The sequence below is a fragment of the Tritonibacter horizontis genome (genome assembly GCF_001518015.1).
Lineage (GTDB): Bacteria > Pseudomonadota > Alphaproteobacteria > Rhodobacterales > Rhodobacteraceae > Epibacterium > Epibacterium horizontis.
Genome location: NZ_LPUY01000042.1, coordinates 1 through 21,161 on the forward strand (window position 1 = coordinate 1; position 21,161 = coordinate 21,161).

Sequence of the window (21,161 nt, forward strand, 5' to 3'; positions counted from 1 at the left end):
GCTTGGCCCAACGCTTTTGAAGGCGCCTTTGGCGCAGTCGAAAGGGACGGGAGCGCCCCGCCCGCCGCAGGCGTAATGCGCAGCCGTCCTATCCGGTGGTCGCCGTGCTTTGTCCAAGAGGCGCGTTGTCTGGCGGGACTTTCCCGACGCCCGCTGGACGGGGTCCGGGTCGGCCACGGTCGTGGCGATGTCAGTAGAGTGGCAATGCCACCGTCGCGCGCCAGAGTTTCTGCAACCGTTTGTGGTCCAGTCCGACGCCGGCTTCCTTTGCCTTGATCAGCTCCTGGGCGATATGGCGCTCGGCGGAGCCATCTTCCATATCCCGCATCAGATCCTCCAGCCGGTCGCGCACCGCGCTTGCATCCCGCGCGGCAACCATGGATTCCAGAAGCTTTTTCAACTGTTTGAGAAAGGCCTTGGTCTTTTTGGAGGCAAACATGCTCTGGGTGAATTCCGCTGTTGCCCGCAGTTTGCGCAGGCTTTTGCGGAAACTGTCGCGGGCCTGGCTGTCCAGCCGTTTCAGCGTCTCGCCATGTTTGAGCGCCTGACTGAGCCGCAGCTCAAGCGTCTCATGGCAGAGCCCTTCCAGTTTTTCCGGGCTTTCGGCGGCGGGGCGCCAGAAGCCGGGGACGGTCATTTCGCGGCCACGGGCCAGCACGTCAGCCACCCGCTCCGACGCAAGTAGCGCGCGCAGTTCTGCGCGTTCCTGTTCGATCCGGGCCAGCACCCGGGCTTCGAGGGTCTGCAGGGCGGCATTGTCGGGCAGGGCCACGCGCGCGGGCGTCAGCGTATCCTGCCACAACAGGTAGAGATCGCGCAGGCGGGTGACCTCGGCGCTGAGCCAGCGGGCATCCTCCAGCAGGGCCTTGTTGTGATCCGGGGGCAAAAGGGGACGGAACAGCGTCAGCGCGCTGCGCAACCGCCGCAGCGCCACCCGCAGGGCCTGGGCACTGTCAAAGGCATCGTCCCGCGCCACAAAGGCGCGGGCGGCATCAATTTCATCCAGGACCTCTGCCAAAAGGGCAGCGGGGTGGGTCGCAGGGATTTGTGCGTCAGTCATACGTCTGTGTTCAAGGCTTTAGCCGTTCCAACGGATCCGTTACATGACGCGATTACAGCGCATCCAGCAGGGCTTCACCAGCGGACACTTCACAGGTGCCCGGACTTTCTTCGAGGTGCAGGATTTTTACCTCACCATCCTCGACAATCATCGCATAGCGCTTGGACCGGCCGATCAGGCCAGCCGGGGGGGCATCGAATCGCATGCCGAGCGCGTCGGTAAAGGCGCTTTGTGCATCGCCGAGCATGGTGATTCCCGCTTCGGTGGCGCCGGTGGACTCGCCCCAGGCCTTCATCACAAAGGGATCGTTGCAGGACACGCAGATAATCTCATCCACGCCCTTGGCATCAAACTGGCCCTTGGTGCGGATGAAACTGGGCACATGGGCCGAATGGCAGGTCGGCGTATAGGCGCCCGGCACGGCAAAGATCGCCAGCTTGCGTCCCTGCGCCAGCTCCGTGATCTCGACCGTTTCGGGACCATTGTCTCCGATCCGGGTCAGGGTTGCGGCAGGCAGCTTGTCTCCTACGGAAATCATCGCGCGGTCCTTCATGTCGTTCTCATGGGTGCCCGGAGGGGTTTGGGCAATTGCGTCTTGGCGGGCCCTGCATATAGGGTCCTGCGCAGACGGTAATGGAACTGCATCAGGAGACAAGAGGGCACATGCAACATATTGCGGTGATTGGCGCAGGCCAGGCGGGAGCCTCTTTGGTGGCAAAATTGCGCAACAGCGGATTTGACGGTCAAATCACCCTGTTCGGGGCCGAAGAGGCCTTGCCCTATCAGCGGCCGCCGCTCTCCAAGGCCTATCTGCTGGGCGAGATGGAGCTGGAGCGGCTGTTCCTGCGCCCCGCCAGTTTTTATGCCGACCAGAACATCACCCTGCGGCTCGGCACGGCCGTCGATGCCATTGACCGGGCCCAGAAGCAGATCCACATCGGTGCGGAGGTCATCAGCTATGACCAGCTGGCCCTGACCACCGGATCGCACCCCCGGCACCTGCCAGCGTCGATTGGCGGCGATCTTGGCGGCGTGCATGTGGTGCGCGACCTCGGGGATGTCGATGCCATGGCGCCGGCGGTCACCGAGGGGGCGCGGACCCTGATCGTCGGCGGCGGCTACATCGGGCTGGAGGCCGCAGCCGTCTGCGCCAAACGCGGGGTTTCCGTGACCCTGGTCGAGATGGCCGACCGGATCCTGCAACGGGTCGCCGCGCCGGAGACATCCGACTATTTCCGCAAGCTGCACACCCGCCACGGTGTCGATATCCGCGAAGGCATCGGGCTGAACCACCTGGAAGGCGAAGACGGCCAGGTTGCCCGCGCAGTCCTGAGCGATGGCAGCATCGTCGAGGTGGATTTTGTCGTTGTGGGCGTCGGCATCGCGCCTGCGTCCGATCTGGCGGAGGCCGCAGGCCTGGAGATTGAAAACGGTATCCGCACGGATGAATTCGGCCGCACCTCGGACCCGGCGATCTGGGCGGCGGGCGATTGCGCGTCCTTTCCCTACAAAGGCGGGCGCATTCGCCTGGAAAGCGTGCCAAACGCCATCGACCAGGCGGAAATCGTCGCGCAGAACATGCTGGGGGCGCAAAAGACCTATGTCGCGACGCCGTGGTTCTGGTCCGATCAATATGATGTCAAATTGCAGATCGCCGGCCTGAACTCGGGCTATGACAGCGTCGTGACCCGCGCGGGTGAGGGGGGCGCGACCTCGTTCTGGTATTACACCGGTGATCGGCTGGTGGCGGTGGATGCGATGAACGACCCGCGCGCCTATATGGTGGCAAAACGCCTGATCGAAGGCGGCAAGACCGCCGACAAGACCATCGTGGCCGATACCAGCGCGGATCTGAAACCGCTGTTGAAAGCGTGAGGATCATCGCCGGCGATTTCCGCGGCCGCGCGCTGGCGGCGGTGGGCAAGGGCGACGCGGGGGCGCATCTGCGTCCGACCACCGACCGGGTGCGCGAAAGCCTCTTTAACGTATTGGCGCATAAGGTGGATTTTGCCGATCTGCGCGTGCTTGATCTTTTTGCCGGTACCGGCGCGTTGGGCCTGGAGGCCTTGTCGCGCGGGGCGGCCAATGTCACCTTTGTCGATGACGGGCGGGTGGCACAGGGGCTGATACAGAAAAACATCGACCTCTGCCGGGCAAAGCCGCAGTGCCACTTGCTGCGCCGCTCTGCGTTCAGACTGGGGGCAAACCCGGAGCTGCCCTTCGATCTGATCTTTCTCGATCCGCCCTACGGCAAGTCGCTGGGGCAAAAGGCGATTTCCGCCATTGGCGCGGGCGGCTGGATCGCCCCCGGGGCGCTTCTGGTCTGGGAAGAAAACGCCGCGATGGAGGTGCCGCCCGGCTATGTGCTGGAAGACAGCCGAAAATATGGCGACACCCATATCACCCTTCTGTGGGCGCAGGACAGCGGTGCCGATCCGGCCGACTGAGCCCGCGCCCATTGGAATGGCCCCGACATGCCAATGGAGACCCCCGATGCCAAAGACTTACCCCAGACCTGAACTTGTGATCTTTGACTGCGACGGTGTGCTGGTGGACAGCGAGCGCGTCTTCAACGCGGTGCTGGCCGAGGATCTCAGCTCCCGTGGGCTGGCGTTGACGACCGAGGTCAGCATGACGACCTTTGCCGGGCTGGCCATGCCTGAGGTCGCCACCAGGGCCCGCGCGATGGGCGCAACCCTGCCGCAGAACTGGATCGCCGAGGTCTATGACACCGCCTATGCGACGCTGCGCCGGGGCGTGCCCTTGGTGCCGGGCGTGATGGATGTCATCGCGCGGCTCGATCAGGAAGGCATCCCCAGCTGCGTGGTGTCCAATGGCAGCGAGGAGAAGATGCAGATCACCCTGGGTCCGCATGGGCTTTGGGATCGGTATCACGCCGGGGCGATGTTCTCGGCCCATACGCTGAAGGTGGCAAAGCCGGATCCGGGGATTTTCCTCGCCGCGGCCACCCATTTCAACGTGCAGGCGCGCGCCTGCGTGGTGATCGAGGACAGCAACACCGGCGCGCGCGGTGCGGCCCGCGCAGGCATGCAATGTTTTGGCTATGCGGCGCATGACGATGGTGCCGCCCTTGCTGCCGAGGGGGCAGAGGTGTTTCACCACATGGCCGAGCTGCCGCATCGCCTTGGGCTGGGCTGACTGCGCAGGGACAAGGCGACCGACGCGGGCGCCTCTCAGGTTTCAGGTTTCAGCTGTCGGTGTCAAAGGTCGGATGGAATCGTCCCGACGGTGAGAGGGTGAAAATATCCACCCCATCTGCCGTCACCCCGACGGAATGCTCGAACTGCGCCGACAGGGATTTGTCGCGGGTCACCGCCGTCCAGTCATCCGCCAGCACCTTGGTTTCGGCGCGGCCCAGGTTCAGCATCGGCTCGATGGTAAAGAACATGCCCTCTTCGAGCACCGGCCCGGTGCCGGGGCGGCCATAATGCAGCACGTTGGGCGGCGCGTGAAACACCTGTCCCAGACCATGACCGCAGAAATCGCGCACCACGCTGACCCGCTGGCTTTCGGCGTAGGACTGGATGGCATGGCCGATGTCGCCAAAGGTATTGCCGGGTTTCACCACCTCAATGCCCTTCATCAGGGCGTCATGGGTGATCTGGATCAGCCGCTCCGCCTTGCGCGGCAGCTTGCCCGCCACATACATGCGGCTGGTATCGCCGAACCAGCCATCGACGATCACCGTCACGTCGATATTGAGGATGTCGCCATCCTTCAGCTTCTTGTCGCCGGGAATGCCGTGGCAGACCACGTGATTGATCGAGATGCAGCTGGCGTGCTGATAGCCCTTGTAACCGATGGTGGCCGAGGTCACGCCGGCCTCTTCGATCATCTGGGTGATCAGCCGGTCCAGCTCGCCGGTGGTCTGGCCGACATGAACATGGGCCGCAATATCATCGAGAATCCTGGCCGCAACGGCACCCGCTGCGTGCATGCCGGCAAAATCGGCCTGCTCGTAGATGTGGATACCGTCTTTGGTGGTGCGGCCGGTTTTGGATCTCATCAGGGCGTGCTCCGTGGTGGGTTCAGTCCGCTATTTAAGGGGTTCTGCGCAAAAGGACCAGAGGGCGAACCGGTGACTTTTGTGGAACCTTCTTCCCGGTGCGGCGTTCTGTGCCAAAGGCAACAGCAAGTGCAGGGAACACAAAGTAGAACATGGAAAGTCTAAATAGCGTATTGCAGACAGAAATTTTCAACGACAAAGCGATAGCAGACCTGGTGACGCTGGAAATCCTGGTTCAGGTGCTCGGCAGCGTGCTGGCCGCCGTCTTGATCCTGATTGCGGGCTTCGTGATTGCAGGATGGGCGAAACGCCGGGTCGCCGCCCTGGGCGAGACCCATGCCCGGCTTGACAATACCCTGTTTCACTTTCTCGGCAATGTCTTGCGCTATTGTATACTGGGCTTTGCGGTTCTCTTTGTTCTCAACACCTTCGGGGTTGAAACCACGTCGATCATCGCGGCCATCGGTGCGGCGGGGCTGGCCATCGGCCTCGCGATGCAGGGGGCCTTGTCGAATGTCGCGGCAGGGGTGATGATCATCCTGTTTCGCCCCTTCAAGCTGGGCGATTTCATTGACGTTAACGGCGCCATGGGCACGGTCAAGGACATCAACCTCAACAACACGGTGATCGCCAATCTGTCGAATGTGAAGGTGATCATTCCCAATGCCGAGGTCTGGGGCAACACCATCTCCAATTACTCCGAATACCCCACCCGCCGCGCGGAATGGTCTTTCGGGGTCGGCTATGGCGCCGATCTTGCCCTGGCAGAGCAGACCATCCGCGACACGATCATGGCGGATGCCCGCTCCATGACGGAGCCGGAACCCTTTATCCAGGTCAACACCCTGAATGCCAGCTCGGTCGATTTCCTGGTCCGGGTCTGGGTCAGCTCGGCGGACTATTTCCAGTATCAGGCCGACATGAAGCGCAAGGTCAAGGAAGCACTGGATGCGGCCGGCATCGACATTCCGTTCCCGACGCGCACGCTGATCCAAACGGCGCCGGACAGCGACGCGTCCGAATCGGACGCCGCCTGACCGCGATGACGGGCGTGTAAGACGCGGTCCGGTCAGTCTGCAAAAGGCTGGCCGACCGCGACCCCTTCGGGCGAGATCTGCGTGCCGATGACCAGCCGCTCGACCCCCATGGCGCGGGCGCGGGTGAATTCCGCCGCATAGGTGGGGTCAATGTCCCCGGCCAGCGCAAAACGGTCGCAATCCGTCCGTTGCACCAGATAGAGCATCACCGCCCGGTGGCCTGCGGCGGCCATTTCGGACAGTTCGCGCAGATGCTTGGCCCCGCGCGCGGTGACGCTGTCCGGAAATTCCGCAAGCCCCGGCTGGCGCGACAGGGTCACGCTTTTGACCTCGACATAGGCATCCGGAAGGCCCGCGCCACTCAGCAGGAAGTCAATGCGGCTGTTCTGGCCGTATTTCACCTCCGCCCGCACCGTTGAATAGGCGGCAAAGGCGGCAATCTGGCCCGCCTCCAGCGCGGCCCTGAGCGCGCGATTGGGGACCGAGGTATCGACGCCGGTGAAATCGCCGCTGGCATGTTCCACCAGCCGCCAGCCGTATTTCAGCTTTTTCTTGGGATCATCGTTCGGCTCCAGCCAGACCCTCATGCCCGGCTCTGCCAGCCCCATCATGCTGCCGGGGTTGGCGCAATGGGCGGTGATCTCCTGCCCATCCTGCAACCGGCAATCGGCGAGAAAGCGTTTGTAGCGTTTGATCAGGGTGGCGCGGATCAGGGGGCGGGAAAATTTCATGCCGCCGGTCATGCGCCAGATGCGCGCCGCTGTCAAAGGGGCGATGTGACTGGCCGCGGCGCGTTGGTGGTTGCACCGGCCGCGCGGCGGGCTATCCTCCGGGCGAACCCATACATCCGCAGGAGTCGCGCCATGTCCAATCCCACCGCTGCCATGCTTGTGATCGGCGATGAAATCCTGTCGGGCCGCACCCGCGATGCCAATATGTACTATCTCGCGGGCGAGCTGACCAAACATGGCATCGACCTGAAGGAAGTCCGCGTGATCAGCGATGACGCCACCGCCATCGTGGCGGCGGTCAAATCCCTGTCGGCGGGGTATGACCACGTCTTTACCTCGGGCGGGATCGGCCCGACCCATGATGACATCACCGCCGATTGCATCGCCCGGGCCTTTGATGTGGCGATTGATGTGCGCGACGATGCCCGTGCCATTCTCGCCGCCCATTACGCAACCACCGGGACCGAGATGAACGCCGCGCGCCTGCGCATGGCCCGGATCCCGGATGGGGCCGAGCTGATCGAAAACCCGGTTTCTGCCGCGCCGGGTTTCACGCTGGGGAATGTGCATGTCATGGCCGGGGTGCCGCTGGTGTTTCAGGCAATGGTGGCCAGCGTGCTGGCAACGCTGGTTGGCGGTCAGCCCTTGCTCAGCCAGACCCTGCGGGTGGACAGGGGTGAGGGCGAGATCGCCGCCACCCTGTCGGCGCTGGCGGAGAAATACAGCGATCTGTCGATCGGCTGTTATCCGTTTCAGAACAACGGCGTCTTTGGTGCCAATGTGGTGCTGCGTGGCGCTGACGGCGCGCGCATTGATGCGGCCACCACCGAACTGGCCCGGGATCTGGGGCTGTGACAGAGGCGGCAGACACGGCAGAGGCGCCAGCGACCGACCCCAGGTATTATGATGTGATCGAGGCAACCTGGCCCTGCCTGCGCCGGGACAGTCTGGGCCCGATCACGCTGCGCGTTGGTGGCGGCGGTGGCAGCCGCGTTTCTGCCGCCACCGCCGAGGCGCCGGTGACCGCCGCGCAAATCGCCGAGGCGGAAACCCGGATGCAGGCCTTGGGCCAGCCCTGCCTGTTCCAGGTCCGCGATGGTCAGGATGCGCTGGACACAGAACTGGACAGGCTTGGCTATCAGGTGATGGATCCGGTGGTGTTCTGGACCTGCCGGCCACAACAGCTGATGGATGTGGAGATCCCCCGCGTCACCACATTCTGCGTCTGGGAACCGCTGGCGATCCAGCGCGAGATCTGGGCAGAAGGCGGGATCGGCCCGGAACGACTGGCGGTGATGTCGCGCGCTGCCGGGCCCAAGACATCCATCCTGGGGCGGTGGCAGGACAAACCCGCAGGCACCGCCTATGTTGCCGAACACGCGGGCGTCGCAATGCTGCACGCGCTGGAGGTGCCCCCGCATCAGCGGCGCAAGGGGGTCGGCGTCTGGATGATGCGCCAGGCCGCGCATTGGGCGCATCAGGTCGGCGCGCAGGAACTCACCGTGCTTTGCACCCGCGCCAATACCGGCGCAAATGCGCTTTATGCGCGGTTGGGCATGGCACAGGTGGGCTGCTACCACTACCGTATCAAACGCTAAAAGACGTTCAGTCTGCCGAGAGAGAGGGCACAGTCATGACCAAACCGAAGGCACCGACCGCGCTTGACCTGCCGATGGTCGACCCCTTGCCACCGGAAACCCAGGCCTATTTCGACATCTGCCAGGACAAGCTGGGCATGGTGCCCAATGTGCTGCAGGCCTATGCGTTCAACATCGACAAGCTCAACGCCTTTACCGCGATGTATAACGACCTGATGCTGGGGCAGAGCAAACTGTCGAAGCTGGAGCGCGAGATGATCGCGGTTGTGGTCTCCTCGATCAACAAATGCTTTTATTGCCTGGTGGCGCATGGGGCGGCGGTGCGGCAATTGTCCGGCGATCCGCAACTGGGTGAAATGCTGGTGATGAACTACCGCGTCGCGCCGCTGTCGGGGCGACAACGGGCGATGCTGGACTTTGCCGCCAAGATGACCCGCGCCAGTGCCGAGATCGAAGAAGACGACCGCGCCGCGTTGCGGCTGGCCGGTTTTGACGATCAGGACATCTGGGATATCGCCAATGTGGCGGGTTTCTTCAACATGACCAATCGGGTGGCCAGCGCGACGGCGATGGTGCCCAACAGCGACTATCACGGACAGTATCGGTGATCCGACGCCCGGCCTTCGCGCTTGCCGCCGCCCTTGGCCTGACGGTCAGCCTGTTATCCGGTCTGTCGGTGGCCCATGCGACCCCGGTGGCGGTTTCTCTGCCGGCCGGGGCGGAACCGCTGCGCAATCAGGACACGCCGCTTGCGACACTTCTGTTGCCGGTCGGCCCGGCCCGGGGTGATGCGGTGCCGACCCGATCCTACGAAGGGCGCGTCTATCGGCGCAGCTGGCGCGTGACCGGCGATTGGAGCGCGCTGCAGGTGCTGGCGCCGATCCGCAGCACATTGGTGGAGCAGGGGTTCGAAGAGGTCTTTGCCTGCACCGCCCGCGCCTGTGGCGGCTTTGCCTTTCGCTTCGGGATCGAGGTGATCCCGGCGCCGGATATGGCGGTGAACCTCTCGGATTACGAATTCTTTGCGGCGGAACATCCGGAAACCAAAGCGGTGGTTTCGCTTCTGGCCTCCCGCACCGGCGATTCGGTCTATGTGCAGCTGCTGGAGCGGCAGGATCCCTCCGCTCCGCTGCGTCCGCCCGCGACGCCGGATCAGCTCCGGCCGGGAGGCGCTGCGCCGACAGACCCGACCGCCGCAGACCCGCAGGCGCCGCCCGCCGGGGCCGGGCAGCCAGATCCGGCGGAGCGCCTGTTGGCCGCCGCGATTGAAAAGGGCAGCGTCCTGTCCACCGGCGCCATCGCCGATCTGCTGACCCTGCAGGGGCACGCACCGCTGCTGGATCTGGAGTTCGCCTCCGGCTCCACCCGCATGGGCGAGGGGCCGTTTGATACGCTGGAGCAATTGGCCGCCTTCCTGACCGCGCAGGAGACGGCGACCATTCTTCTGGTCGGTCACACGGATACGGTTGGCGGCCTGGACGCCAATATCAACCTGTCGCGCCGCCGCGCCGCCAGCGTGCGCCAGCGGCTGATATCGCGCTATGGCATCGCCGCCGGACGGATCGAGGTGGCCGGGGCCGGCTTCATGGCGCCGCTTGGCTCCAACGCGACAGAGGCCGGTCGGGAAACCAATCGCCGGGTGGAGGCGGTTTTGGTCACGCCCTGACCGGCCCGGACAGGCCGCGCGCCGCCCCGCGCATCACGCCACAAAAAAGCCCCCCGCTGTTCAGGCGAGGGGCAGGCTTGGAGGGACCGTGGAGTCTCTTGGGCGGTGGCCGCTACCAGTTTTCCATGCCCTTGTCGGCAAAGGCATGCACGAGAAAATCTATGAATGCCCGCACCTTGGGCTGGGTGAACCGCCCCGGCGGATAAACGGCATACACACCGAAGGTTTCGACCGGCAGGCTGGGCATCACGTCCTCGACCAGTCCTTCGGCCAGGGCCTCGGCATAGAGATAGCTTGGCAAATAAGCGATCCCCAGGCCGGAGATCGCAGCGTTCAGCAGGGATTGACCATCGTTCACTGACAGCCAGCCGGTGGAGCGCACCTGGCGTTTCTCGCCCGAGGGGGCCGTCATCTTCCAGACGTTGCCGCTGGATTGGTTCGAGTAATGCAGCAGTTTGTGCTCGTTCAGGTCGTCGATCTTCATCGGGCGACCATAGGCCTGCAGATAGGAGGGCGAGGCGATCATCCGCTTGGTGGTTTCCGTCAGCTTGCGGGCGCGCAGGGAGCTGTCTTCCAGCTCGCCAATGCGCACCGCCATGTCGAACCCTTCGGAGATCAGCTCTACAAAGCGGTTGTTCAGCACCATGTTCACGGTGATGTCGGGGAAATCCTTCAGGAATTCCGACAACACCGGCGACAGATGGTTGACCCCGAAATCGGTGGCGACCGAAATGCGCAGCAGGCCAGAGGGGGCGGTCTGCATGGAGGTCACCAGCGCATCCGCCTCGCCGGCATCGTTCAGCACCCGGCGGGCGCGATCATAATAGGCCAGCCCGATCTCGGTCGGCGAGACCCGGCGCGTGGTCCGGTTCAGCAATCGCGCACCCAGCCGCGCTTCGAGGCTGGACACATGTTTGGACACGGCCGATTTGGAAATACCCATCTTCTTGGCAGCATCGGTGAAGCCACCCTGGTCCACCACATTGGCGAAGGCTTCCATTTCGGTCAGTCGGTCCATCACATGATCCTCGTCACATCCGCTCTTGCTTTGACCGTTTTGGGCTTGAATTCAGGCAAGATCGCGGCGGTGGTGGGATAATTGCAGGGTTTTCGCAGGATCGTCCCGTCTGTGGAAACAAGACAATTTGAACTGTTCGGCACGCAACGAAGCCTTCGCCTGCGCGGGCGGCCTATCAGGAGATCTCTGCCGTGAGGCGCAACAAGGACCAATCCCATGCTGACCTGCATCATCCGCTATCACATCGATCCGACGCAAAAATCGGCCTTTCACCAGTATGCCCGGACCTGGGGGCAGGCGATCCCGCGCTGCGGGGCCGATCTGATCGGCTATTTCGCCCCGCATGAGGGGTCGTCGACGCGGGCCTACGGGATTTACTCGATCCCATCGCTTGCGGAATACGAACGCTATCGCGCCCGGCTGGCGGCGGATCCGCTTGGGCGGCAGAACTATGAATTCGCACAGCGGGAAAAGTTCATTTTGCGCGAGGACCGGAGCTGGCTCACACTGGCCTCCGACCCCCATGCGGATGGCACAGGAGAGCGAACATGATTGCAGTAATATTTGAAGTGACCCCGGCAGAGGGACAACAGCAGGCCTATCTGGACCATGCCGCAACCCTGCGCCCGCTGTTCGAAGGGCTGGAAGGGTTCATTTCGGTCGAACGGTTCCAAAGCCTCACCACGCCGGGCAAGCTGCTGTCGCTGTCGTTCTGGACGGATGAGGCCGCAGTGGCGCGCTGGCGGCAGCTGGAAAAGCACCGCGCGGCGCAGACCAAGGGCCGTGACGCCTATTTCGCCGATTACCGACTGCGCGTGGCGGCGGTGATCCGCGACTATGGCATGGATCAGCGGGACGAAGCCCCAAAGGACAGCCGCACCCGGCATGGCGCCTAAAGCGCCGAACTCAACCCGGAGCCGGGACCAGGGCGCGGAGGAGGCGGAAGAGGCTGAGGACGGGGGCAGGTTCCGGACGGCAGCGAGGGCAGGGGCGCGGGGGGCTCCCGCCCGTTTCGACTGCATTGAAATGCAGCCTCTCCCGTTGGGCCGGGCAGCGCGCCTGCGGCGCGCTGCGGGCGCGTTGGCGGCATGGGGTGCGTCCTGTGGGTTGACCGGTGCCGGGTCAAGGGCCGCGTCAGCGGTCGCGCCACCGGCGCGGTTTACCCTTGATGCGGCAGAGGTTCTGTAAACTGGCAAAGGCGCCTTCAGAGGCAGATCTGCCCCTGAAGGCGCCTCTCGGCGCTGGGCCTGCACCGCGAAGCGGTGCCACGTCCAACGCCGTCAGCGGGGCCCGGCCGCGCCGGGCCATGCGCGGGGGCGGGAGCCCCCCCGGCAGGGCTGCCGCCCGCCGCCACGCCCAACGCCGCAAATCGGATCGACAGGGCGCCGGCAGGACCTTGGCAGCAGACATGAGGCAGCAGATGGGCCCGTCAGGCCGCCTTGCGGCTATGCGTGCCTTCTTCGACCTCTTCGACGATCTTTGCGACAAAGGCGTCAAGGTCGTCAGGCTGGCGGCTGGTCACGATGCCCTTGTCGGCCACCGCATCCGTGTCGACCCAGTCGACGCCGGCGTTGATCATATCGGTCTTGATCGACGCGTAGGAGGTCATCTTGCGCCCCTTCACGATACCGGCTTCGGCCAGCACCCAGGGGGCGTGACAGACCGCTGCGATCACCTTGCCGTCGTTGTGGAAGTCCTTGACCAGCTTGATCACATCGGCCTCGACCCGCAAAAGATCCGGGTTGATCTGCCCGCCGGGGATCACCAGCGCGTCATAGTCAAACGGGTTGGCCTTCGAAATCTCCAGGTCGGCCTCGGCGGAACCTTTCCAGTCCGGACCTTCCCAGCCCTTGGCCGGGCCGCCATCCAGCGTGGCGACATGGACCGTCGCCCCACGGTCGCGCAGCTGGTCACGCGGCACCTCCAGTTCGGATTTTTCAAACCCATGGGTGGCGATGATGAGGATCTTGGCGTCTGAAATCTTCGGCATGACGTGTCCTTTCCTGTAAGTGTCCGGGCCGTTTCGTTGCGGCCCTCTCACAGGAAAACGTCGCCCCGCACGGGATGTTCCAAGCGGGGCTGACTGCGGCGTGGTTGACGTGGCGTGACGTGCCTAGAGCGTCGCCGCCAGACGGGTGCCCTGGTTGATCGCGCGTTTGGCATCCAGTTCCGAGGCAACATCGGCGCCGCCGATCACATGGGCCGTGATGCCCCGGTCCGCCAGGGCCTCCGCAAGCGCGCGTTCGCTGACCTGCCCGGCGCAGAGCACGATGGTGTCAGCGGCAATCACCGTCGGGTTCTCCCGCGCCGCGCCAAAGCTGACATGCAGGCCCGCATCGTCGATCCGCTCATAGGTGACGCCGCCGACAAATGCGACCTGCTTCATCTTCAGCGTGGCACGGTGGATCCAGCCCGTCGTCTTGCCGAGCCGCTTGCCATGGCGTTCGGCCTTGCGTTGCAGCAGGGTCACCTGGCGCGCGGGGGCGTCGGGTTGCGGGCCCTCGGGGGCGAGGCCGGCGCGATGCGTGGCCGGGTCGGTGACCCCCCATTCGCGCATCCACAGCGGCAGGTTCTCGGTGGGGCTGTCGCCGGCGTGCAGCAGGAATTCCGACACGTCAAAACCGATGCCGCCGGCGCCGATCACCGCGACCTTCTCACCGACCGGCACCCGGTGGCGCAGGACGTCGATATAGGACACGACCGAGGGGTGATCCTGTCCGGGAATGCCCGGATCGCGCGGCAGCACGCCGGTGGCGATGATCACCTCGTCGAACCCCGTCAGATCCTCGGCCCCGACCCGGCGGCCCAGATGCACTGTGATGCCGGCCTTGGCGATCATGGTGCGGTACCAGTCGACCAGCCCCCAGAACTCCTCTTTGCCGGGGATCTGCTTGGCCATGTTCAACTGGCCGCCGATCTCGTCACTGGCATCAAAGAGCGTGACGGCATGGCCCCGCTCCGCCGCCGCCAGCGCGGTGGACAGACCGGCCGGACCCGCGCCGACGATGGCGACGGATTTCACAACCTCGGCCGGGGTCAGCACCAGTTCGGTTTCATGGCAGGCGCGCGGGTTTACCAGACAGGAGGTCAGCTTGCCGCCGAATGTGTGGTCCAGACAGGCCTGATTGCAGGCGATACAGGGCGCGATCTCGGTGCCGCGCCCGGCCTCGGCCTTGGCGACGAAATCCGCATCCGCCAGCATCGGCCGCGCCATCGACACCATATCGGCACAGCCCTGCGCCAGCACGTCCTCGGCGACCTCGGGCGTGTTTATGCGGTTGGAAGTGATCACCGGAATCGACACCTGTCCCATCAGCTTTTGGGTGACCCAGGCAAAGGCGGCACGCGGCACCGAGGTGGCAATGGTCGGAATGCGCGCCTCGTGCCAGCCGATGCCGGTGTTGAGGATGGTGGCGCCTGCGGCCTCGACCGCCTTGGCCAGCGCAACGACCTCGTCAAAGGTCGATCCATTCGGCACCAGGTCGATCATCGACAGGCGATAGATCAGGATGAACTCCGCCCCCACGGCGGCGCGCACCCGGCGCACCACTTCCAGCGGCAGGCGCATGCGGTTCTCGTACGAACCACCCCAGCGGTCGGTGCGTTTGTTGGTGTGGGTCACCAGGAACTGGTTGAGGAAATAGCCCTCGCTGCCCATGATCTCCACCCCGTCATAGCCCGCCTGCTGCGCCAGCCGGGCGGCGTTCACGATGTCGGCGATCTGCTTTTCAATGCCCGCTTCGTCCAGCTCGGTCGGGGCAAAGGGAGAGATCGGCGATTTCACCGCACTGGGCGCGACGCATTTGGGGCCATAGGCATAGCGGCCCGCGTGCAGGATCTGCATCGCGATCTTGCCCCCTGCGTCATGTACCGCGCGGGTGACCACCGAATGGTTTTCCACATCCTTGTCCGTGGTCATCATCGCCGCGCCGGGCAGGACCGACCCTTCGAGGTTGGGACCGATGCCGCCGGTGACCATCAGCGCCACGCCGCCCCGCGCACGGGCGGCATAGAATTCGCCGACACGCGGCCAGTCGCGGGTTTCCTCCAGCCCGGTGTGCATCGAGCCCATCAACACGCGGTTCTTCAACTGGGTAAAGCCCAGATCCAGCGGGGCCAGCAGATGTGGGTACGCAGCCATGACACTCTCCCTCCAAGTTCGGTGGAGCATCCGCCGGACGCCCCTTTGCGGCGCAGGATTGCCGGCCGCCACGGAATTGTCACCCATCAACGCGGCGTCACCCCCTTGCGTGCCCCGGCGGCACACGGTCTAAGGGGGGGAGACGGGCCAGATATTGCGGAGCGCAAATATGAGCAAGGACAGCCAGATTTCCCTGACCGCCGATCAGATCGCGCGGCTGCCCTATCGGCCCAACGTTGGCGTGATGCTGCTGAACGCCGCGGGTGATGTCTGGGTCGGTCAGCGCAAGGACCGGCACAAGAACGCCTGGCAGATGCCGCAGGGCGGCATCGACAAGGGCGAAGATGCCCGGGTCGCCGCATTGCGCGAGCTGGAAGAGGAAACCGGCGTCACCCCGGATCTGGTGGAGATCATCGCCGAAAGTGACGGCTGGCTGCCCTATGATCTGCCGCATGAGGTGGTGCCGCATTTCTGGGGCGGCAAGTTTCGCGGCCAGGAACAAAAATGGTTCCTGCTGCGTTTTCTGGGCACGGATGCGCAGATCAACATCGAAACCGACGATCCGGAGTTTTCCGCCTGGTGCTGGCAGCCTGTGGCGGAGCTGGTCGACAAGGTCGTCCCCTTCAAACGAGAGGTCTATGCCCGTGTGGTGGAGGAATTCAAAACCTATCTCTAGAACCGTTCTGGCCGGGCTGGTCGGACTGGCCTGCGCGTCGCAGGCTCAGGCGCTGAGCTGCCTGCCGATGGGACCGGGAGACGTCTATCGGATCGTCGCCAAGAGCGAAGACCCCTTTGTGATCGTCGAAGGACGGGTCACCTTTGACGAGGCTTTGTTGCCGAAATACTCCCAAAGCGCGCCGGAGGCCACCAAGACGCCGACCCGCATTCCCGCTCAGGTCACCGGCCTGTTGCTGGGGGAGCAGTATTTTGATCAACCCGTCGATGGCGAGATGACCCTGGAGGCGCATTGCCTCGGGCCGTGGTGCGGGTCACTGAAATCCGGCGGCCGCTATCTGTTTTTCGCCCGCAATACCGAAGGCAAGGCCACCGCCTATCTGGAGCCCTGCGGCGGGTTCTTTTTTGATGCCGAGGATGGCAGCGCAGGCGATATTGTCCTGCAATGCCATCAGGGGCGTGCCTGCCCGTCCAAACTGCCCGACGACATGGAAGGCGCGGTGGATCTGCCCCGGAGCGACTGAGCCGCTCAGGCCGCGGGGATTTTGGGCGCCGGGCCGGTGGCCGCGAGGGCGGGCGCTTTGGACACCGGCGTGACGGGCTTGCGCGGTCCCTGCTGGCCGAGCCAGACGCTGAACAGCGCAAGGCAGGCACCACCGGCCTGAAGCAGCGAAAAACTCTCGCTTGCCAGGGTCACCCCAAGAACAACGGCCGTGAGCGGGCTGAACACGCCGAGCAGCGAAATCCGCGCCGGGTCGATCCGGCCGATGCCGCGAAACCACAGGATATAGGTCAGGGCCCCGCCGATCAGGCTGAGGTAGGCCAGGCCGAGCAAGTTCTGCGTTGTCAGCCCGGGCCAGTCCGGCAGGGCGACAAAAGCCACCGGGATCAGCAGCACCCCGCCCGCCATCAGCTGCCAGGCGGTAAAGGTCAGGGCCGGCACCGCCGGTTGCCATTTGCGGGTCAGGACCACGCCGGCAGCCATTGAGGCCGCACCTGCCAGCCCGCCAAAGACCCCCAGCAGGTCCAGCCGGGCCTCTGGTCCCAGCACCAGGAATCCAACACCGACCATCCCCAACAGCGCCGCGAGAACGCCTTTCGTGTGGATCCTGTGCCCCAGCAGCAGGCCCGACAGTGCGAGCACAAACAAGGGCTGCACGGCGCCAAGCGTCGCCGCGACACCGCCGGGCAACCGGTAGGCGGCGAGAAACATCAGCGACCAGAACAGCGAAAAATTTAACGCCCCCAGGACCAGAATTTTCGGCACCAGCGCCAGGGGCGGCAACTGGCGCACCAGCAGCATCAGGAAAATCCCGGCCGGCAGCGCCCGCAGCAGGGCAACCAGATAGGGCGATTGCCCCGGCAAAAAGGCGGTGGTCACAATATAGCTGCTGCCCCAGATCGCGGGGGCAAGTGCCGTCAGGGCGAGGTCTCTGGTCTGGGTCATGCTGGCCTCCTGGTTATCTCGACGTCGAGATAAGTGCGAAGTATCTTGACGTCAAGATAAAAGAACCACATGAATTCCCGTCATGGATCATGTGGACTTCATACTGCAGCAATGGCACCGCGCGCGGCCCGATCTGGATGTCACGGCAATGGGGGTGATTGGCCGGGTGGGGCGGCTCTATCTGGCGTATCTGCGGCCGATGGAAAAAACCTTTGCCCGCTTTGGCCTCAACGCCGCCAAATTCGATGTCATGGCCACGCTGCGCCGGTCAGGCGCACCCTATCAGTTGTCGGCGGGCGACTTGTTGAAGGCGACGATGGTGGCTTCGGGCACCATGACCAACAGGATTGACCGGCTGGAGGCGGACGGATTGGTGTCCCGTACCACCAACCCGAGCGACAGCCGCAGTTTCCTGATTGCGCTGACGCCGGAAGGTCTGGCGCTGATCGACGAGGTGGTCGAGGCGCATGTGCAGACCCAGGCGGCGTTGCTGGACGGGCTGACGGCACAGGAAGCAGAGGCCTTCAGCGCGCTGTTGTCCAAGGCGCTGAAAGCGGCCGGGAGCAGCTGACCGGTGGTCGTCGGCCACCCGGCAGTTGGCGCCAGATGGTCGCTGCTGTGCCGACCTTAGCCGTCGAGCAATCCCGCGCTGCGCAGGACGCTGCGCATATCCGCCTGTGGGCGCGGCCCGATATGGCTGATCACCTCGGCGGCGCAGGCGTTGCCGATCCGGGCACAGACCTCGAGATCGCGCCCGGTGGCCAGACCAAACAGAAAGCCGGCCGCGAACTGATCCCCGGCCCCGGTGGCATCGACGGGCACCACCTTGGTCACCGGCACATCAAACCGCTCGCCCGCGCCCACCACGGTGACACCATCGCCAGAGCGGGTGCAGACCACCAGGGGGCAAATCGCGGCGGTCTTGGCCAGGGCGTCTTCCAGATCGTCGGTTTCAAAGAGGGATTTGATCTCGTCCTCATTGCCGATCACATATTCCAGCTCCGTTTCGATCAACCTGAGGAAATCGGCGCGGTGGCGTTCGACGCAAAAGGGGTCGGAGATCGCGATGCCCGGCTTGCCGCCGCCCGCACGACAGTCCCGCGCGGCTTCCAGAAAGGCGGTCTTGCCCTTGTCCTTGTCGAACAGATACCCTTCGAGGAACATGATCTGGGCCTGTCCGGCGACCGCGGGTGGCACGTCGTCAGAGCTGAGTTCCGAGGAAATCCCGAGGTAGGTGTTCATCGACCGCTCGCCATCCGGCGAGACGAAGATCATCGACCGCGAGCTGGGCAGCTCGCCGCCGGGAACGGGCGCGTTGACGAAATCGACGCCATCGTCCTGCATCGCGGCGGCATAGAACCGGCCAAGCGCGTCGTCATGGACGCGGCCAATGAACGCCGCGCTGAGCCCGAGCGCGCCCGCACCGGCGATGGTATTGGCTACCGAGCCGCCGGGGGTCTGGACGCGGTCCTTCATCGAAGCATAGAGCACCTCGGCGCGGTCGCGCTCGATAAGCTGCATGATGCCTTTTCCGATCCCCATATGGTCGAGGAAACTGTCATCGCATTGCGAGATGACATCGACAACGGCATTGCCGATGCCCACGAGCTGATAGGTTTTGGTCATTGTGTCTTGTCCTCGAACTGACAAAGGTCCCGGATGATACAGGTCGGGCACTGGGGTTTGCGTGCCTTGCAGTGATAGCGGCCGTGCAGGATCAGCCAATGGTGGGCGTGGAGTTGGAAATCGACGGGGATGTGGTCCTCGATGGCGCGTTCCACCGCGTCCACATCCTTGCCCGGCGCGATGCCGGAGCGGTTGCCGACGCGAAAGATATGGGTGTCCACCGCCTGCGCGGGGTGGCGCCACCACATGTTGAGAACCACATTGGCGGTCTTGCGGCCGACGCCGGGCAGGCTTTCGAGAGCGGCGCGGGAACAGGGCACCTCGCCGCCGTATTGCTCCACCAGGATGCGCGACAGCTTGATGACGTTCTTGGCCTTGTTGCGATAGAGCCCGATGGTCTTGATGTGTTCGATCACCTGCTCTTCGCCGAGGTCCAGCATCTTTTGAGGCGTGTCCGCGATCTGGAACAGCGCCTTGGTCGCCTTGTTGACGCCGGCATCGGTGGCCTGCGCGGACAGGGCCACCGCCACGACCAGCGTATAGACATTGACGTGATCCAGCTCGCCCTTGGGCGCGGCGTCGGCCGCCTGAAACCGGGTGAAGATCTCGCGGAGGGTATGATAATCGAGTTGTTTGGCCATCGCGCGCCGTTTTGCCCGCTTGCGCGCGATGGCGCAAATTAAAAACGCGGCGCATTTGTCCGGGGTTTGGGGGTGCGATGGAAAAGCCGCGGTTCGCGCCCCCGCCCGGCCCAACGCTTTTGGAGGTGGCTTTGCCGCGCTCCTGAAAAGGGGCGGGAGAGCCCGCCGTGCGGCGGCAGCCCGGACTTGCCATTTAGGTCAGCATGGCTGACCCATTGTTTCGCGTGCGAAACAATGGGTCAGAAGTTGCGCCACTTTTTATGGGCGTTGCCACCAGGGCGCACGCATAGATCTGCCGGGCGCGCAACAGGGACGGGTGTTTTCGGGGCGGCGTGCAGGGGGATCCGCACCGCCCGCGCGCGGCAAAAGCGCAGGTTCCGGGTCGCGCCGGCGGCGCGTCCGCGCTACCGTGGCGACGCGACAGGATCGCAGCCGAACGAGGGGAGTTGACCCATGCAACGCGACGAACAGGCCTATCACTATGGGGTGATCCGCCGGGCGATCGAGATCATAGACGAAGATGGCGCTGATCTGCCGCTTGAGGCGCTGGCGGCGCGGATGGAGATGAGCCCGGCGCATTTCCAACGGGTGTTTTCCGCCTGGGCCGGGGTGTCGCCGAAGCGCTATCAGCAATACCTGCGCCTCGGGCATGCCAAATCGTTGCTGCGGGCGCAGACGCCGTTGCTGGACACGGCCCATGCGGTCGGACTGTCGGGGTCTGGCCGGTTGCACGACCTGTTTGTGCGCTGGGAGGCGATGAGCCCGGGCGATTATGCCCGCAAGGGGGCGGGTCTGACGATACGCTGGGGCTGGTTCGACAGCCCCTTTGGCCTTGCCCTGGTGCTGGGCACGCAAAAGGGCCTGTGCGGCCTGGCCTTTGCCGCCGAAATCGGTGCGGAGCGGACCCTGGCGGATATGCGCGGGCGCTGGCCGAAGGCGGCGTTCATCGAAGACCCGTCAGGGCTGGCACCACAAGTCGCCGATGTGTTCGCCCGCCGGGGCGAAACCCAACTACATCTGATCGGCGCGCCCTTGCAGATCAAGGTCTGGGAGGCGCTGCTGAACATCCCGGAGGGGGGCGCTGCCACCTATGGCGAGATCGCCGCTGCGGTCAAAGCCCCCGCTGCGGTGCGGGCCGTTGGCACCGCTGTGGGAAAGAACCCGCTGAGCTGGCTCATTCCCTGTCACCGGGTGTTGCGCAAAGGCGGCGCGATGGGGGGGTACCACTGGGGCCTGCCGGTCAAACGCGCGATGCTGGCCTTTGAGGGGGCGCGCAGGGATGCCGCGTCCGGGACCGCAGCCGAAGAAACCGCAGCATAGCCAGTTGCCTCAGCCCCCTGCGCAATGCGGCGGCCTGCCGGTGTCGGCGGGCGTGACGGGCCGCCCTGTCCAGGGAGTCCATGTGCTGCCAGACCTCTTCCTGTTCGATTTCGTAACCGCTGCGCGGCGGTCTGGGGGCCTGCCAGCGGTCCAGGCCGAGGCTGATCAGCACGA

General features: G+C 64.5%; 24 protein-coding genes. 14 read left to right on the forward strand and 10 right to left on the reverse strand.

Annotation, left to right across the window (positions count from 1 at the left end; all coding sequences use genetic code 11):
• Positions 1-190: 190 nt before the first annotated feature.
• Both TRIHO_RS06905 and TRIHO_RS06910 read right to left on the reverse strand, forming a co-directional pair.
• Positions 191-1,060, reverse strand: coding sequence for a CHAD domain-containing protein (locus tag TRIHO_RS06905; protein ID WP_068241586.1), 870 nt, complete (start codon positions 1,058-1,060; stop codon positions 191-193).
• 52 nt (positions 1,061-1,112) lie between these two features.
• On the reverse strand, positions 1,113-1,598 hold the full coding sequence (locus TRIHO_RS06910) for a peroxiredoxin (RefSeq protein ID WP_068241656.1): 486 nt from the start codon (positions 1,596-1,598) through the stop codon (positions 1,113-1,115).
• A 125-nt stretch (positions 1,599-1,723) separates the two neighbouring features.
• Between TRIHO_RS06910 and TRIHO_RS06915 the strand changes: the two genes are divergently transcribed.
• Genes TRIHO_RS06915 through TRIHO_RS06925 form a run of 3 tightly spaced genes read left to right on the forward strand, consistent with a single transcriptional unit; the run spans position 1,724 to position 4,219 of the window.
• Positions 1,724-2,935, forward strand: a complete 1,212-nt coding sequence (locus TRIHO_RS06915; RefSeq protein WP_068241588.1) for an NAD(P)/FAD-dependent oxidoreductase — start codon at positions 1,724-1,726, stop codon at positions 2,933-2,935.
• On the forward strand, positions 2,932-3,507 hold the full coding sequence (rsmD, locus tag TRIHO_RS06920; RefSeq protein ID WP_068241590.1) for a 16S rRNA (guanine(966)-N(2))-methyltransferase RsmD: 576 nt from the start codon (positions 2,932-2,934) through the stop codon (positions 3,505-3,507). Before TRIHO_RS06915 ends, rsmD begins: the two co-directional genes overlap by 4 nt.
• Positions 3,508-3,553: 46 nt before the next feature.
• Complete coding sequence (locus TRIHO_RS06925; RefSeq protein ID WP_068241592.1) at positions 3,554-4,219, forward strand: HAD family hydrolase; 666 nt, start codon at positions 3,554-3,556, stop codon at positions 4,217-4,219.
• 49 nt (positions 4,220-4,268) lie between these two features.
• Here the strand turns inward: TRIHO_RS06925 and map are convergent, their stop codons facing one another.
• A complete protein-coding gene (map, locus tag TRIHO_RS06930; protein WP_068241594.1) occupies positions 4,269-5,087 on the reverse strand; it encodes a type I methionyl aminopeptidase in 819 nt (272 codons plus the stop codon).
• A 152-nt stretch (positions 5,088-5,239) separates the two neighbouring features.
• Between map and TRIHO_RS06935 the strand changes: the two genes are divergently transcribed.
• Positions 5,240-6,124, forward strand: coding sequence for a mechanosensitive ion channel family protein (locus TRIHO_RS06935; protein ID WP_068241596.1), 885 nt, complete (start codon positions 5,240-5,242; stop codon positions 6,122-6,124).
• A gap of 32 nt (positions 6,125-6,156) precedes the next feature.
• On the opposite strand, the gene sfsA is transcribed toward TRIHO_RS06935, so the two are convergent.
• Complete coding sequence (gene sfsA, locus TRIHO_RS06940) at positions 6,157-6,855, reverse strand: DNA/RNA nuclease SfsA (protein WP_068241658.1); 699 nt, start codon at positions 6,853-6,855, stop codon at positions 6,157-6,159.
• Positions 6,856-6,987: 132 nt separating this feature from the next.
• Here sfsA and TRIHO_RS06945 point away from each other — a divergent pair, with 132 nt between their 5' ends.
• Genes TRIHO_RS06945 through TRIHO_RS06960 form a run of 4 tightly spaced genes read left to right on the forward strand, consistent with a single transcriptional unit; the run spans position 6,988 to position 10,119 of the window.
• Positions 6,988-7,710: a competence/damage-inducible protein A gene (locus TRIHO_RS06945; protein ID WP_068241598.1), complete on the forward strand. Its 723-nt coding sequence runs from the start codon at positions 6,988-6,990 to the stop codon at positions 7,708-7,710.
• Positions 7,707-8,453 carry a GNAT family N-acetyltransferase gene (locus TRIHO_RS06950; protein ID WP_068241600.1) on the forward strand — a complete coding sequence of 249 codons (747 nt, stop codon included), beginning with the start codon at positions 7,707-7,709 and terminating at the stop codon, positions 8,451-8,453. The genes TRIHO_RS06945 and TRIHO_RS06950 overlap by 4 nt, the downstream gene beginning before the upstream one ends.
• Before the next feature lie 35 nt (positions 8,454-8,488).
• On the forward strand, positions 8,489-9,061 hold the full coding sequence (locus tag TRIHO_RS06955) for a peroxidase-related enzyme (protein ID WP_068241602.1): 573 nt from the start codon (positions 8,489-8,491) through the stop codon (positions 9,059-9,061).
• Positions 9,058-10,119, forward strand: a complete 1,062-nt coding sequence (locus TRIHO_RS06960; RefSeq protein ID WP_068241604.1) for an OmpA family protein — start codon at positions 9,058-9,060, stop codon at positions 10,117-10,119. The genes TRIHO_RS06955 and TRIHO_RS06960 overlap by 4 nt, the downstream gene beginning before the upstream one ends.
• Before the next feature lie 112 nt (positions 10,120-10,231).
• On the opposite strand, the gene TRIHO_RS06965 is transcribed toward TRIHO_RS06960, so the two are convergent.
• A complete protein-coding gene (locus TRIHO_RS06965; protein WP_068241606.1) occupies positions 10,232-11,137 on the reverse strand; it encodes a LysR family transcriptional regulator in 906 nt (301 codons plus the stop codon).
• A gap of 216 nt (positions 11,138-11,353) precedes the next feature.
• Between TRIHO_RS06965 and TRIHO_RS06970 the strand changes: the two genes are divergently transcribed.
• Together TRIHO_RS06970 and TRIHO_RS06975 are read left to right on the forward strand one after the other, a co-directional pair.
• Positions 11,354-11,689, forward strand: coding sequence for an NIPSNAP family protein (locus TRIHO_RS06970; protein ID WP_068241608.1), 336 nt, complete (start codon positions 11,354-11,356; stop codon positions 11,687-11,689).
• A complete protein-coding gene (locus TRIHO_RS06975) occupies positions 11,686-12,033 on the forward strand; it encodes an antibiotic biosynthesis monooxygenase family protein (protein WP_068241610.1) in 348 nt (115 codons plus the stop codon). The genes TRIHO_RS06970 and TRIHO_RS06975 overlap by 4 nt, the downstream gene beginning before the upstream one ends.
• A gap of 533 nt (positions 12,034-12,566) precedes the next feature.
• Here TRIHO_RS06975 and TRIHO_RS06985 read toward each other — a convergent pair.
• Together TRIHO_RS06985 and TRIHO_RS06990 are read right to left on the reverse strand one after the other, a co-directional pair.
• On the reverse strand, positions 12,567-13,127 hold the full coding sequence (locus tag TRIHO_RS06985; RefSeq protein WP_068241614.1) for a type 1 glutamine amidotransferase domain-containing protein: 561 nt from the start codon (positions 13,125-13,127) through the stop codon (positions 12,567-12,569).
• A gap of 123 nt (positions 13,128-13,250) precedes the next feature.
• Complete coding sequence (locus tag TRIHO_RS06990) at positions 13,251-15,278, reverse strand: NADPH-dependent 2,4-dienoyl-CoA reductase (RefSeq protein ID WP_068241616.1); 2,028 nt, start codon at positions 15,276-15,278, stop codon at positions 13,251-13,253.
• A gap of 193 nt (positions 15,279-15,471) precedes the next feature.
• On the opposite strand from TRIHO_RS06990, the gene TRIHO_RS06995 reads away from it, so the two are divergent.
• Both TRIHO_RS06995 and TRIHO_RS07000 read left to right on the forward strand, forming a co-directional pair.
• Complete coding sequence (locus TRIHO_RS06995) at positions 15,472-15,954, forward strand: RNA pyrophosphohydrolase (protein ID WP_068241660.1); 483 nt, start codon at positions 15,472-15,474, stop codon at positions 15,952-15,954.
• Positions 15,917-16,477 carry a hypothetical protein gene (locus TRIHO_RS07000; protein WP_232367727.1) on the forward strand — a complete coding sequence of 187 codons (561 nt, stop codon included), beginning with the start codon at positions 15,917-15,919 and terminating at the stop codon, positions 16,475-16,477. Before TRIHO_RS06995 ends, TRIHO_RS07000 begins: the two co-directional genes overlap by 38 nt.
• Positions 16,478-16,482: 5 nt before the next feature.
• Here TRIHO_RS07000 and TRIHO_RS07005 read toward each other — a convergent pair whose 3' ends face one another.
• Positions 16,483-17,400 carry a DMT family transporter gene (locus TRIHO_RS07005; RefSeq protein WP_068241619.1) on the reverse strand — a complete coding sequence of 306 codons (918 nt, stop codon included), beginning with the start codon at positions 17,398-17,400 and terminating at the stop codon, positions 16,483-16,485.
• A gap of 82 nt (positions 17,401-17,482) precedes the next feature.
• Between TRIHO_RS07005 and TRIHO_RS07010 the strand changes: the two genes are divergently transcribed.
• Positions 17,483-17,971: a MarR family winged helix-turn-helix transcriptional regulator gene (locus TRIHO_RS07010; protein ID WP_068241620.1), complete on the forward strand. Its 489-nt coding sequence runs from the start codon at positions 17,483-17,485 to the stop codon at positions 17,969-17,971.
• A 56-nt stretch (positions 17,972-18,027) separates the two neighbouring features.
• On the opposite strand, the gene TRIHO_RS07015 is transcribed toward TRIHO_RS07010, so the two are convergent.
• Together TRIHO_RS07015 and nth are read right to left on the reverse strand one after the other, a co-directional pair.
• Positions 18,028-19,026, reverse strand: a complete 999-nt coding sequence (locus tag TRIHO_RS07015) for an adenosine kinase (RefSeq protein ID WP_068241622.1) — start codon at positions 19,024-19,026, stop codon at positions 18,028-18,030.
• Positions 19,023-19,667 (reverse strand): endonuclease III, encoded by a 645-nt coding sequence (gene nth, locus TRIHO_RS07020; protein WP_068241624.1) that lies wholly within the window; start codon positions 19,665-19,667, stop codon positions 19,023-19,025. The genes TRIHO_RS07015 and nth overlap by 4 nt, the downstream gene beginning before the upstream one ends.
• A 453-nt stretch (positions 19,668-20,120) precedes the next feature.
• Here nth and TRIHO_RS07025 point away from each other — a divergent pair, with 453 nt between their 5' ends.
• Positions 20,121-20,987: a bifunctional helix-turn-helix domain-containing protein/methylated-DNA--[protein]-cysteine S-methyltransferase gene (locus tag TRIHO_RS07025; RefSeq protein WP_068241626.1), complete on the forward strand. Its 867-nt coding sequence runs from the start codon at positions 20,121-20,123 to the stop codon at positions 20,985-20,987.
• Positions 20,988-21,161 lie beyond the last annotated feature (174 nt).